At 58.9% G+C, this 13,273-nt stretch carries 15 protein-coding genes; all 15 read left to right on the top strand.

Going from position 1 to position 13,273, the window contains the following annotated elements; all coding sequences use genetic code 11:
* Positions 1-4 precede the first annotated feature (4 nt).
* The 15 genes from SJY21_RS04370 (at position 5) to SJY21_RS04300 (ending at position 13,264) form a co-directional block, all read left to right on the top strand.
* Positions 5-493, top strand: a complete 489-nt coding sequence (locus SJY21_RS04370) for a DUF3291 domain-containing protein (protein ID WP_377506722.1) — start codon at positions 5-7, stop codon at positions 491-493.
* Between the two features lie 99 nt (positions 494-592).
* Complete coding sequence (locus SJY21_RS04365; protein WP_377506719.1) at positions 593-988, top strand: DUF5333 domain-containing protein; 396 nt, start codon at positions 593-595, stop codon at positions 986-988.
* A gap of 143 nt (positions 989-1,131) precedes the next feature.
* Positions 1,132-3,153: an NADH-quinone oxidoreductase subunit NuoG gene (nuoG, locus tag SJY21_RS04360; RefSeq protein WP_377506716.1), complete on the top strand. Its 2,022-nt coding sequence runs from the start codon at positions 1,132-1,134 to the stop codon at positions 3,151-3,153.
* Entirely contained in the window at positions 3,150-3,542 is a 393-nt protein-coding gene (locus SJY21_RS04355; protein ID WP_377506713.1) for a hypothetical protein, read from the top strand. Before nuoG ends, SJY21_RS04355 begins: the two co-directional genes overlap by 4 nt.
* Before the next feature lie 12 nt (positions 3,543-3,554).
* Positions 3,555-4,595: an NADH-quinone oxidoreductase subunit NuoH gene (gene nuoH / locus SJY21_RS04350; RefSeq protein WP_377506711.1), complete on the top strand. Its 1,041-nt coding sequence runs from the start codon at positions 3,555-3,557 to the stop codon at positions 4,593-4,595.
* Between the two features lies 1 nt (position 4,596).
* Positions 4,597-5,091, top strand: a complete 495-nt coding sequence (nuoI, locus tag SJY21_RS04345; protein ID WP_377506708.1) for an NADH-quinone oxidoreductase subunit NuoI — start codon at positions 4,597-4,599, stop codon at positions 5,089-5,091.
* On the top strand, positions 5,088-5,486 hold the full coding sequence (locus tag SJY21_RS04340; protein WP_377506705.1) for a carboxymuconolactone decarboxylase family protein: 399 nt from the start codon (positions 5,088-5,090) through the stop codon (positions 5,484-5,486). Before nuoI ends, SJY21_RS04340 begins: the two co-directional genes overlap by 4 nt.
* Positions 5,483-6,088 carry an NADH-quinone oxidoreductase subunit J gene (locus SJY21_RS04335; protein ID WP_377506702.1) on the top strand — a complete coding sequence of 202 codons (606 nt, stop codon included), beginning with the start codon at positions 5,483-5,485 and terminating at the stop codon, positions 6,086-6,088. Before SJY21_RS04340 ends, SJY21_RS04335 begins: the two co-directional genes overlap by 4 nt.
* Positions 6,085-6,516 carry a hypothetical protein gene (locus tag SJY21_RS04330; protein WP_377506700.1) on the top strand — a complete coding sequence of 144 codons (432 nt, stop codon included), beginning with the start codon at positions 6,085-6,087 and terminating at the stop codon, positions 6,514-6,516. Before SJY21_RS04335 ends, SJY21_RS04330 begins: the two co-directional genes overlap by 4 nt.
* 160 nt (positions 6,517-6,676) lie before the next feature.
* A complete protein-coding gene (locus SJY21_RS04325; protein ID WP_377506697.1) occupies positions 6,677-7,087 on the top strand; it encodes a hypothetical protein in 411 nt (136 codons plus the stop codon).
* Positions 7,084-7,389 (top strand): NADH-quinone oxidoreductase subunit NuoK, encoded by a 306-nt coding sequence (gene nuoK, locus SJY21_RS04320; RefSeq protein WP_148055801.1) that lies wholly within the window; start codon positions 7,084-7,086, stop codon positions 7,387-7,389. The genes SJY21_RS04325 and nuoK overlap by 4 nt, the downstream gene beginning before the upstream one ends.
* 4 nt (positions 7,390-7,393) lie before the next feature.
* Positions 7,394-9,496 carry an NADH-quinone oxidoreductase subunit L gene (gene nuoL / locus SJY21_RS04315; RefSeq protein WP_377506694.1) on the top strand — a complete coding sequence of 701 codons (2,103 nt, stop codon included), beginning with the start codon at positions 7,394-7,396 and terminating at the stop codon, positions 9,494-9,496.
* A complete protein-coding gene (locus tag SJY21_RS04310) occupies positions 9,496-11,037 on the top strand; it encodes an NADH-quinone oxidoreductase subunit M (RefSeq protein ID WP_377506691.1) in 1,542 nt (513 codons plus the stop codon). The genes nuoL and SJY21_RS04310 overlap by 1 nt, the downstream gene beginning before the upstream one ends.
* A 12-nt stretch (positions 11,038-11,049) precedes the next feature.
* On the top strand, positions 11,050-12,489 hold the full coding sequence (nuoN, locus tag SJY21_RS04305; RefSeq protein WP_377506688.1) for an NADH-quinone oxidoreductase subunit NuoN: 1,440 nt from the start codon (positions 11,050-11,052) through the stop codon (positions 12,487-12,489).
* Complete coding sequence (locus tag SJY21_RS04300; RefSeq protein WP_377506685.1) at positions 12,479-13,264, top strand: biotin--[acetyl-CoA-carboxylase] ligase; 786 nt, start codon at positions 12,479-12,481, stop codon at positions 13,262-13,264. The genes nuoN and SJY21_RS04300 overlap by 11 nt, the downstream gene beginning before the upstream one ends.
* Positions 13,265-13,273 lie beyond the last annotated feature (9 nt).

The raw sequence follows: 13,273 nt of genomic DNA, 5'->3' as shown, positions 1-13,273 counted from the left end.
CGCGATGCATCTGGCAGAACTGAATGTTGGCCGCTTGCTTGCCCCCACCGATGATCCCCGCGTTGCGGAATTCATGGACAACCTTGACCGTATCAACGGCCTTGGCAAACGGATGCCGGGGTTCGTGTGGATGATGGAAGGGTCAGGCGAACCGGGTGTCGGCAACACCGAAAACATGATTGATGGCGATCCGCAGTATGTGCCGAACCTGACGGTGTGGGAATCGGTCGAAACACTCGAAAAATTCGTCTGGGGCACGTTGCACAAGCAGTTCTTTGCGCGCCGTGCCGAATGGTTCGAGGTTCTGGGGGATATGCAGTTTGTGATGTGGTGGGTGCCAGAGGGGCACAAGCCAACGCTGGCCGAAGCGCTGGCGCGCCTTGAGATGCGCCGCGCAAATGGCGACAGCGATGAGGCCTTTGGCTGGGAATGGCTGAAAGAGGCACAGATGTATAAAACCCATCGTGCCAGCAGATCAGCGAAAAACCACTGAAAACATTGGGATTTCGCGGCTGATATTGTATATCAACGGGGTTTGGCCGACATGGATCGGGACAGTGCCGCAGATCGGCGCCCCATCGGAGACGCAAAAATGAATCGTTTAATTCCGCTTGCCCTTGGCCTGACCATCAGCGCCACGGCCGCACTTGCCAATCCGCCGCTGCGCGATGTGGCGCATGTGCGCGAAGGATTGATCACGGCAGGGATGGCCATTGAACTGGGCGACAACTGCGCGGATGTGTCGGTGCGGATGCTGCGTGGGCTGAACTATCTCAACGGTCTCAAGTCCCATGCCCGCGGCCTTGGCTATACCGACGATCAAATCGAAGCCTATGTGGATGATCGCGCCGAAAAAGCCCGCCTTGAAGGCATTGCGCGCGCGCGGCTTGCCGAACTGGGTGCGGTGACGGGGCAGGGCGAAACCTATTGCACCGTGGCACGGGACCAGATCAGCCAGGGCACCGCCGTGGGACGCTTGTTGCGCTAGATTGGCACAGGTTTTTTCCTGACATTTAGGCCGCTTCCCGCTGGCATTGGCGGGCGCGGCGCGCTAGAACGCCTCCAACTGCGGTTCGGGGGCGTCCTTGTATGCGCCCGTGCCGGATTAACCGGAATACGGGGACAGGTGCCATGTCCGATCTGCGCAAGATCATCATTGACGAAAAAGAGGTCGAAGTTGAGGGGGCAATGACCCTGATACAGGCCTGCGAACAGGCGGGCGTTGAAATCCCGCGGTTCTGTTATCACGAGCGTCTGTCCATCGCGGGCAACTGCCGCATGTGTCTGGTCGAGGTCGTCGGCGGCCCGCCCAAACCCGCCGCAAGCTGTGCGATGCAGGTGCGTGACCTGCGCCCCGGCCCCGAAGGCCAGCCCCCTGTTGTGAAAACCAACAGCCCCATGGTCAAAAAGGCCCGTGAAGGCGTGATGGAATTCCTGCTGATCAACCACCCGCTGGATTGCCCGATCTGCGATCAGGGCGGCGAGTGTGATTTGCAGGATCAGGCGATGGCGTATGGCGTCGATTTTTCCCGCTTCCGCGAACCCAAGCGCGCGACCGAGGATCTGGACCTCGGCCCCCTGGTTGAAACCCACATGACGCGCTGCATTTCCTGCACCCGCTGTGTGCGTTTCACCACCGAAGTTGCAGGCATTCACCAGATGGGCCAGACCGGCCGTGGTGAAGATGCCGAGATTACGTCTTACTTGGGCGAGACGCTGGACAGCAACATGCAGGGCAACATCATTGATCTGTGCCCCGTCGGCGCGCTGGTCAGCAAGCCTTATGCCTTTACTGCCCGTCCTTGGGAGTTGACCAAGACCGAAAGCATCGACGTGATGGATGCCCTTGGTGCGAACATCCGCGTGGATACCAAGGGGCGCGAAGTCATGCGGTTTTTGCCGCGCAACCATGACGGCGTGAACGAGGAATGGATTTCCGACAAGACACGCTTTGTCTGGGACGGCTTGCGCCGCCAGCGTCTTGACACGCCCTACATCCGCGAAGGCGGCAAGCTGCGCGCGGCGACATGGCCCGAGGCGCTGGCCGCTGCGGCTACGGCGATGAAAGGCAAGAACGTTGCGGGCTTGGTCGGTGATCTTGCTCCGGTTGAGGCCGCCTATGCGCTGAAACAGATGATCGAGGGGCAGGGCGGCAACGTCGAGTGCCGCACTGACGGTGCGAAACTGCCTGCGGGGAATCGCAGCGGCTATGTCGGCACCGCGGCGATCGAGGATATCGACGCTGCGAAATATGTCCTGTGGATCGGCACGAATCCTGTGCTGGAATCACCGGTTCTGAACGCGCGTGTGCGCAAGGCATGGACCCGTGGATGCAACGTCGATCTGATTGGCGCGCCTGTCGATCTGACCTATGACTACAACCACAAGGGCACGGATCGCGCGGCGCTTGACAAGTTGATGGGCACGAAGCCGACCAAGGACATCGTGGACAATCCGTCTGTGGTGATCATCGGCCAAGGCGCGCTGCGCGAAGCTGATGGCGAAGCCGTTCTGGCCGCTGCGATGGCAATTTGCGAAGCGTCCGGTTCCAAGCTGATGGTCCTGCACACCGCCGCGTCCCGCGTGGGCGCGATGGATGTAGGGGCTGTGACGGATGGTGGCATGGCCGCTGCAGTGGACGGGGCCGATGTGGTTTACAACCTTGGCGCTGACGAAGTTGACGTGGCTGCTGGGCCATTTGTGATTTACCAAGGGTCGCACGGGGATCGCGGGGCGCACCGCGCCGATATCATCCTGCCCGCCGCTGCCTATACCGAAGAAAACGGGCTGTTCGTGAACACCGAAGGCCGTCCGCAACTGGCCATGCGCGCCAGCTTTGCCCCCGGTCAGGCCAAGGAAAACTGGGCCATCCTGCGCGCGCTGTCCGCCGAATTGGACGCGACACTCCCCTACGATTCACTCGCAGCCCTGCGAACTGCGCTGATCGCGGACGTCCCGCATCTGGCGGATATCGACGTGGTGGCGGAAAACGACTGGCAGCCATTGAAGACGAAAAAGCTGGGCAAGGCCGATTTCGTCAATGCGGTGACAGATTTCTACCTGACCAACCCGATTGCACGGGCCAGCACGCTGATGGCTGAACTCAGCGCAAACGCCAAAGCGCGCAAATCCGCACCGCTGGCCGCTGAGTGATCCGCGCAGGCCTCATATCCCTTGTGGCACTGGCCGGCTGCACGGTGGCGGATGCGCCAGCCGTGGCCCAAGGCCCGTTCAATCCCGCCTATGCGGGCGTGGAAACGCGGCTGCTGGATGGCGATCTGGTGAATTTTCGTGTCGCCATGCAGGGCGCGCGCGGGGCCGAGGATGTGAGCAAATACGCCGAATGTGCCGCCGCCCAATATGCGCTGATCCGTGGTTACGGATTTGCCCGCCACGTGCGCACGCAGGTGGACGAACAGGGTGGAATCTGGCGCGCGGATGCTGTTTACACGATCTCGCCAGCCCTGCCGCGGGGCCTGCGCACAATTGACGCCGAAGTGACTGTCGCAGATTGCGGCACCAACGGCATACCGACGGTCTGAGGGGACTGAACTATGGTTGAATTCTTTACCACGACGAACCTTGGGATTGTCTTGCTGATTATCGGGCAATGTCTGCTGGTTCTGGTCCCGCTTTTGGTTGCGCTGGCGTTTTTGATGTATGCCGACCGCAAGGTCTGGGCCGCCGTGCAGATGCGCAAAGGGCCAAACGTGGTGGGCGTGTTCGGGTTGCTGCAATCCTTCGCCGACTTCCTGAAATACATCGTCAAAGAAATCGTTGTGCCTGCGGGTGCGGACAAGTTTGTGTTCTTCCTCGCGCCGATGATCACCTTTGTGATGGCCGTGATCGCATGGGTCGTGATTCCGTGGAATGACGGCTGGGTGATCGCCGATCTGAACGTCGCGATCCTGTATGTGATGGCTGTGTCGTCACTTGAAGTTTACGGCGTGATCATGGGCGGCTGGGCGTCGAACTCGAAATACCCGTTCCTTGGTTCGCTGCGCTCTGCCGCGCAGATGATTTCCTATGAGGTCAGCCTTGGGTTGATCATCATCGGCATTATCATCTCCACAGGGTCGTTGAATTTCGGTGATATCGTCGCCGCGCAGGACGGGTCATATGGCATCTTTAGCTGGTATTGGCTGCCGCACTTCCCGATGATGTTCCTGTTCTTTATCAGTGCCTTGGCCGAAACAAACCGCCCGCCGTTCGACCTTCCCGAAGCGGAAAGCGAACTGGTCGCGGGGTATCAGGTTGAATATTCATCCACGCCCTTCCTGCTGTTCATGATCGGCGAATTGATGGCCGTCGTGCTGATGTGCGCGCTGGTGTCGTTGCTGTTCCTTGGCGGCTGGTTGTCACCCATTCCGGGCCTGCCCGACGGTATCCTGTGGCTGATCGGCAAGATGCTGTTTGCCTTCTTCATCTTTGCGATGATCAAGGCGATCACCCCGCGCTACCGCTATGACCAGTTGATGCGCCTGGGCTGGAAAGTCTTCCTGCCGATGTCGCTTTTCTGGGTCGTGCTGGTAAGCTTCTTGGCGAAATTCGAATTGTTCGGCGGCGCTTATGCCCGCTGGGCGGTAGGAGGCTGATATGACCCAGATGGATTACACCCGCGCTGCGAAATACTTCCTGCTGGTGGATTTTGCCAAGGGGTTCGGGCTGGGGCTGAAGTATTTCTTTTCGCCCAAGGCCACGCTGAACTACCCGCATGAAAAGGGCCCACTTAGCCCCCGTTTCCGTGGTGAACATGCGCTGCGCCGTTATCCGAATGGCGAGGAACGCTGCATTGCCTGTAAACTGTGCGAGGCGATTTGCCCCGCCCAAGCCATCACCATTGACGCCGAACCGCGCGATGATGGCTCGCGCCGCACCACACGCTACGACATCGACATGACCAAATGCATCTACTGCGGCTTCTGCCAAGAGGCCTGCCCCGTGGATGCGATTGTCGAGGGGCCGAATTTTGAATTCAGCACCGAAACCCGTGAAGAGCTGTATTACGACAAGGAAAAACTGCTGGACAACGGCGACCGCTGGGAAGCCGAAATTGCCCGCAACCTCGAATTGGACGCACCCTACCGATGAGTGATGAAAACCCCTTTGAAGCGATGATGAAGGCTGGTCAGGAATGGGCCAAGTCGATGAATCCAGCGCTGGAAAAATTCACCGCCGGTGATTTTGAAGGGATGTTCCCGACCATGCCCAAAGACATGATGGAACAATTCATGGGCAAGGGGATGAACCCCGAAGGGCTGGACGCCAAGACGAAATTATTGCTGACGCTGCAAGGGCTTACCGTTCAGGGGGCCGTGGCCGAGGCGCAGATCAAACTGACCGTGCGCCACGCCATCGAAGCGGGTGCGACACAAACCGAAGTCGCCGAGACCATCGCCCTTGCGGGGATGTTCGGCGGCGTGCCGGCAATGACCAAGGCGATGGAACTGGCCAATGCGGTCATGAAGAAGGACGACGCGACATGACACCACTTGTGATGGCCTTTTACCTTTTTGCAGTCAGCACGATCACCGGTGGATTGATGACCGTGGTGAGCCGCAATCCGGTGCACTCGGTCCTGTGGCTGATCCTTGCGTTCCTGTCCTCGGCGGGCTTGTTCGTGCTGCTGGGCGCAGAATTTGTCGCGATGTTGTTGATCATCGTCTATGTGGGCGCGGTCGCGGTGTTGTTCCTGTTTGTCGTGATGATGCTGGACATCGACTTTGCCGAACTCAAGGCGGAAATGACCCGCTATATGCCGCTCGCGCTGCTGATCGGCGTGGTGATCCTGATGCAACTGGCGCTGGCCTTTGGCGCGTGGGATTATTCGGACGGGTTCGCGGAACGTGTGGCCGCCCCTGCGGGCGAGATGCACAATACCAAAGCGTTGGGCATGCTGATTTATGACAAATATATCATGCTGTTCCAGCTTGCCGGCCTGATCCTGCTGGTTGCCATGATCGGCGCGATTGTCCTGACGTTGCGCCACCGCGTGGACATCAAGCGCCAGGATATCGTCGGCCAGATGATGCGCGATCCGGCCAAGGCGATGGAACTGAAAGACGTGAAACCGGGGCAGGGGCTGTGAAGACAACCGCGCTCATATCCCTGCTGGCCGTTCTGGCTGTCAGTGGCCGTGCCGAGGCGATCGTGGTGCCGCCTTCGTGCAGCTTTGACGCGCGCGCGCAGCAGATCACCGACATGGGGCGTGGGCAGTTTGATGTCTATCCCAACGATGTGGGCAACGGTTTCGTGTCCTCGATGATTTATGATGCGGACGCGGGCGAGACGGCGATTTTGCAAAGCTGCACCACGGGCGACTACCTGATCGTGGCTTATAGCGAGGATCAGATCGACGCTGTCACGCCGATCTACGAAGAAATGGTTTACGGCCGCGGCCAATACACCCTGCGCCAGATCGGCGAGGCGCTCGGCGCACTCGGCGCCGCCGCGCGTTTGGGGCAAAACGACATGGGCGATTGCGCCTGTGACATCTATTACGGGACGGACGAATGATGCGCGGTCTGGCCAATGTGATGGAAGTGAACGACGTGAAAGCGGGGTGGGGGCTGTGATGCAATTCGCGAACCTAAGACTGTCAGTTTTGACCGGTATCTTGTTGGGATTGGCCTCTTCGGCTGCCTCGGTGGCTCTGTCTGATTGCGATCGTTTGACAATGTCCCACCACGCGGGCGAGTTCGAGCATCGAGATATTGGCGGTGGATATGTGGCATTCGAGGGTTTTTGGTCAGTTCCCGGAATGGGCGGATACGCCTTTCTGTCAGTAACGGATTGCGCGAAGGGCAACGAACTGAGGGTGGTAACAAAACGAAACTCACCCGACGTTTCGTTTAACGTTGAAACTGAAGTACTTGCGGTCTTTGAGGCTGCCCTCGTTTCTTCGACCGAATACAGTCTTCTGACGCTTTCGAATCTATTTAGGCATGACTTTCCAGATCAGGTTCACGTTTCGCAACGCCACGAAGCCAGTTGTGGCTGTTTGGCTGTATATCCAAATCGTACCGCAAGAGCGGACTACGACGTCCTCCCTCGCATCTTTGAAGACAATGACGGAGTCATCCAATGATCGGACTTGAACATTATCTCACGGTGGCTGCGGCCCTGTTTGTCATTGGCATCTTTGGCCTGTTTCTGAACCGCAAGAATGTGATCATCCTGCTGATGAGCATCGAATTGATGCTGCTGGCGGTGAATATCAACTTGGTCGCGTTCTCCAGCTTTCTGGGTGATCTGGTCGGGCAGGTGTTTACCCTGTTCGTGCTGACCGTCGCCGCCGCCGAGGCCGCGATTGGCCTTGCGATCCTTGTTTGTTTCTTCCGCACCCGCGGGACCATCGACGTTGAAGACGTCAACGTGATGAAGGGCTAAATACATGGAAACCATCATCCTATTCGCCCCGCTGGTTGGCGCCATTATCGGCGGTTTCTTCTGGAAGGTTATCGGCGAGACGGCTGCGCAATGGCTGACCACGGGTCTGTTGTTCCTGTCGTGTTTCCTGTCGTGGATCGTGTTCCTTGGCCATGACGGTGTGACGGAAACCATCCACCTGATGAACTGGATCCAGTCGGGCACACTGGATACATCCTGGGCCATTCGCATGGACCGTCTGACCGCGATCATGCTGATCGTGATCACGACCGTTTCGGCGTTGGTCCACCTTTATTCCTTCGGCTACATGGCCCATGACGAAAACTTTGGCGAGGCCAAGTATAAGGCCCGCTTCTTTGCCTATCTGAGCCTTTTCACGTTCACGATGTTGATGCTGGTGACGGCCGATAACCTTGTGCAGTTGTTTTTTGGCTGGGAGGGCGTGGGCCTCGCATCCTATCTGCTGATCGGGTTCTATTACCGCAAGCCAAGTGCGAATGCCGCCGCGATCAAGGCGTTCGTCGTCAACCGTGTGGGCGACGTTGGGCTGGCGCTGGCGATGATGGCACTGTTCTTTACGGTCGATAGCATCCGCTTTGACGATATCTTTGCCGCCGCACCGCGGCTGGCTGAAATGGAACTGACGTTCCTGTGGACAAGCTGGAACGCGGCCAACCTGATTGCATTCCTGTTGTTCGTCGGTGCGATGGGCAAGTCGGCGCAGCTGTTCCTGCACACATGGCTACCCGACGCGATGGAAGGCCCGACGCCCGTGTCGGCCCTGATCCACGCCGCGACAATGGTGACGGCGGGTGTTTTCCTGATTTGCCGCATGTCGCCGCTGATGGAATTTGCCCCCGAAACGCAAAGCTTCATCGTCTTTATGGGCGCAAGCACGGCCTTTGTTGCCGCGACGATCGGCCTTGTGCAAAACGACATCAAGCGCGTCATCGCCTATTCAACGATGTCGCAGCTTGGCTATATGTTCGTGGCGGCGGGCCTTGGGGTTTATTCGGTCGCGATGTTCCACCTGCTGACCCACGCGTTTTTCAAGGCGATGTTGTTCCTTGGGGCCGGTTCGGTGATCCACGGGATGCACCACGAACAGGACATGCGCAATTACGGCGGCTTGCGTAAAAAGCTGCCAATGACATTCTGGGCGATGATGATCGGCACGCTGGCGATCACGGGCGTGGGTATTCCGCTGCTGTATATCGGCTTTCCTGTCGGCTTTGCTGGCTTCGTGTCCAAGGATGCGATCATCGAAAGCGCCTATGCGGGCGGCGGTGGTTATGGTTTCTGGATGCTGGTTGTCGCAGCGCTGTTCACATCATTCTATAGCTGGCGGCTGATGTTCCTGACGTTCTATGGCACGCCGCGCGGTGACAAGCACACCCACGAACACGCCCATGAATCCCCCAAGGTGATGCTGATCCCGCTGGCCGTGCTGGCCTTTGGCGCGGTTTTCTCGGGGATGGTGTTTTACAAGCCGTTTTTCGGGAATGCAAAATATGTGGGCCAGTATTTCGGTGTGGAATACGCCGAAGCGGGTGCGCATGGCGATGATCATGGCGAAGAAGCCGTTGCGGATGATCACGGTGAAGCGGCCGGGGACGATCACGGCGAGACCCACTATGTCTTTGCCGGTCAGCCGGGGCAGGGTGCGATCTATGTCGCCCCCGAAAACACCACGCTGGACGATGCCCATCAGGTGCCTGTCTGGGTCAAGCTGTCGCCTTTTGTTGCGATGTTGCTGGGCCTGATCACCGCCTACTGGTTCTATATCGTCAATCCGTCCCTGCCGCGTCGTTTGGCGGACGTGCAGCGTCCGCTCTATAACTTCCTGCTCAACAAGTGGTATTTCGACGAGATTTACGATTTCATTTTCGTGCGTCCCGCCAAGGCCGTGGGCCGTATCCTGTGGCAGCGCGGCGATGGCAATGTCATTGATGGCGGCATCAACGGGGTCGCCCTTGGGATTATCCCGCTGCTGACCCGTTTCGCGGGCCGGATGCAAACCGGATACGTGTTCACTTACGTCTTTGCCATGGTTGTGGGGATCGCGATTATCCTCACCTATGTCACGCTGACCGGAGGGTATAACTGATGGAAAACCTCCTTTCGATTGTGACGTTCATTCCGTTGCTGGCGGCCGCAATTCTGGCCCTGTTCCTGCGCGGTGACGACAAGGACGCGCAGCGCAACGCCAAATGGGTGGCCATGGCCGCCACCGTAATGACGTTCTTTGTGTCGCTGTTCATCCTGTTCGGGTTCGACCCGCAAAACACCGGTTTCCAGTTCGTCGAGGAACGCGACTGGCTGCTGGGCTTGCAATACAAGATGGGCGTTGATGGCATTTCGATCCTTTTCGTCATGCTGACCACGTTCCTGATGCCGCTGGTGATTGCGTCCTGTTGGGATGTGAAAACCCGCGTCAAGGAATACATGATCGCCTTCCTGATCCTTGAAACACTGATGCTGGGCGTGTTCATGGCGCTGGATCTGGTGCTGTTCTACGTCTTCTTCGAGGCGGGTCTGATCCCGATGTTCCTGATCATCGGTATCTGGGGCGGCAAGGACCGTATTTATGCGTCCTTCAAGTTCTTCCTTTATACCTTCCTTGGTTCGGTGCTGATGTTGGTGGCAATGGTCGCCATGTTCACAGACGCGGGCACCACGGATATCGTCACCCTGCTGACCCATGATTTTGGCAGCGAGAGTTTCAGCCTGCTGGGCATTCATGTGGTCGGGGGCATGCAAACCCTGATGTGGCTGGCCTTCTTTGCCTCCTTTGCCGTCAAGATGCCCATGTGGCCGGTGCATACGTGGCTTCCCGATGCGCACGTGCAGGCACCCACCGCCGGGTCGGTCGTGCTGGCGGCGATCCTGCTGAAAATGGGTGGCTACGGTTTCTTGCGGTTCAGCTTGCCGATGTTCCCTGTCGGGACCGAGGTGCTGGGCACCATGGTGCTGTGGCTGTCGGCCATCGCCATCGTTTACACGTCCCTGGTCGCCCTTGTGCAGCAGGACATGAAGAAGCTGATCGCCTATTCATCGGTCGCCCACATGGGATACGTGACGATGGGGATTTTCGCCGTGAACCAGCAAGGGATCGACGGCGCGATCTTTCAGATGATCAGCCACGGTTTCATTTCCGGCGCGCTGTTCCTGTGCGTTGGCGTGATCTATGACCGGATGCATACCCGCGACATTGATGCTTATGGCGGCCTTGTGAACAAGATGCCGGTCTATGCGCTGATCTTCATGTTCTTCACCATGGCCAACGTGGGCCTGCCGGGTACATCCGGGTTTGTCGGGGAATTCCTCACACTGGTCGGTGTGTTCCAAGCCAACACCTGGGTGGCGCTGTTTGCCGCGTCAGGCGTGATCCTGTCGGCGGCCTATGCGCTGTGGCTTTATCGCCGCGTGGTGATGGGTGATCTGATCAAGGAAAGCCTGCGCTCCATCACGGACATGACCCGCCGCGAGCGTTTGATCTTTGCACCATTGGTGGTGATGACCCTTTTGCTGGGTGTCTATCCCAGCCTTGTGACAGACATTATCGGCCCCAGCGTGCAAGCGCTGATCGGGCGTGTGGACACAGCGCAGGCGGCTTTTGATGCCGCCAGCCAGTTGGCTCAGAATTAAGGAAGTGAACGGATGATTTCTGTTGATATGCAAACCGTCCTCCCCGAAATCGCGCTTGCGGTCTTTGCCATGCTGGCCCTGATGGCTGGCGTTTACACGGGCAAGGACAAGACCGCACCACTGATGGTCTGGGTGACGTCGGGGGTGTTCGTGCTTTTGGCCGCCGTGATCGGCTATGGCGGCAAAGGCACGACAACCGCCTTTGGCGGCATGTTCGTCGATGACGCATTCGCCCGCTTTGCCAAGGTGACGATCCTGTTGTCCGCCGCCGCCGTCCTGCTGATGTCGCAGGACTACATGACCAAACGTGGCCTTTTGCGGTTCGAATATCCGCTGCTGGTGGCCCTGTCGGTTGTCGGCATGATGGTGATGGTCAGCGCCGGTGATCTGATGGCGCTTTACATGGGCCTCGAACTGCAATCGCTGGCCCTTTATGTGGTGGCATCCCTGCGCCGCGATAGCGTGAAATCGACCGAGGCGGGCCTCAAATACTTCGTGCTTGGCGCGCTGTCGTCGGGTCTGTTGCTTTACGGTGCCTCGCTTACCTACGGCTTTGCGGGCACGACCCTGTTCACCGGGATCATCGCTGCCGCAGATGGTGGCGTGTCCTTGGGCCTGTTGTTTGGTGTGGTGTTCATGCTGGCCGGTTTCGCCTTCAAGGTCAGCGCCGCGCCCTTCCACATGTGGACACCTGACGTCTATGAAGGCTCGCCCACGCCAGTCACCGCATTCTTTGCCACGGCCCCCAAGGTCGCCGCGATGGGCCTGTTTGCCCGTGTCGTGCATGACGCATTCGGCGGGATCGTCGGCGACTGGCAGCAGATCGTGGCCTTCCTGTCGGTGATTTCCATGTTCCTTGGTGCGATTGCGGCGATCGGGCAGACCAACATCAAACGTCTGATGGCCTATTCGTCCATCGCCCACATGGGGTTCGCCCTGATGGGGCTGGCCGCTGGCACCGCGTTCGGTGTGCAGGCGATGCTGATCTACATGGCGATCTACGTGACGATGAATATCGGCACATTCGCCTTCATCCTGTCGATGGAACGTGATGGCCGCCCTGTCACCGACATTGCGTCGCTGAACCAATACGCCAAGGCTGAACCGCTCAAGGCGCTGGCCGTGTTGTTGCTGATGTTCTCGCTTGCTGGTGTGCCGCCGCTGGTGGGCTTTTTCGGCAAGTTCTACGTGCTGCGCGCTGCCTATGACGCGGGTCTTGGCTGGTTGGCCGTGGCGGGTGTTGTGGCTTCGGTGATCGGTGCGTTCTATTACCTGCGCATCGTGTTCTACATGTATTTCGGCGCGGAACAGGACGAACCGCTGGATCGCGGGATGCCGCCGGTCTTGTGGGGGTTCCTTGTGGTGAGCGCTGCGATCATGCTGGTCGGGATCGTGAACTTGTTCGGAATCGAAACGCTGGCCGAAGCGGCGTCGTTGGCTCTTGTCAACTGATCTGACCCCGCTTTGGGATACACCTGAAACAGCGCAATTCTGGCCCTTGGGCTATGGGCGTGTCGTGCTGGACGAGGTGGACAGCACGATGGCCCATGCGCGCCGTATCGCGCCTGACACTGCGGGCCACACATGGATCATGGCAAAACGCCAGACGGCGGCACATGGGCGGCGGGGCCGTCCCTGGGCCTCGGCTGATGGGAACTTTGCCGCGACATTGCTGTTGCGGGTGTCCTGCGATCCGGCGCAGGCGGCGTTGCGGTCGTTCCTCATGGCGGTGGCCCTGCGCCAGACCCTTGCCATGTCTGTGCCCGCAGATCAGCTTGCCAACAAATGGCCCAACGATGTGCTGCTATCGGGCGGCAAGGTCGCGGGTATCTTGCTGGAAAGCATCGGGCGAGGCGGGCAGGTTGATTATCTGTCAATCGGTGTTGGCGTGAACCTTGCCACCGCCCCTTTACCAGATCAGGTCGAGGCGGGTGCGTTCCGGCCCACGGCACTGGCCGCACATGGGGCCAGTGTCAGCCCGCAGGATTTCCTGTTCTGGCTGGCCAGTCACTTTGCTGATCAGGAACGCCTGTTTCGCGAGCTTGGTTTTGACCCGATCCGCCGTATCTGGCTGTCCCACGCTGCGCGCCTTGGCGATGTGATCACCGCACGCACCATGCGCGCGGAAATCACCGGCACGTTCGAGACCGTGGACGAAGCCGGAAACCTCGTGCTTTTGACACCCGAAGGGCGCACTGCTATCGCGGCGGCTGATGTATATTTCTAAAGGGGCGGC

The organism is Octadecabacter sp. R77987 (assembly GCF_042466115.1).
Classification (GTDB): Bacteria; Pseudomonadota; Alphaproteobacteria; order Rhodobacterales; family Rhodobacteraceae; genus SW4.
The sequence above is the reverse complement of the archived record's forward strand: the minus strand, read 5'-3'. Positions and strand labels throughout refer to the sequence as shown.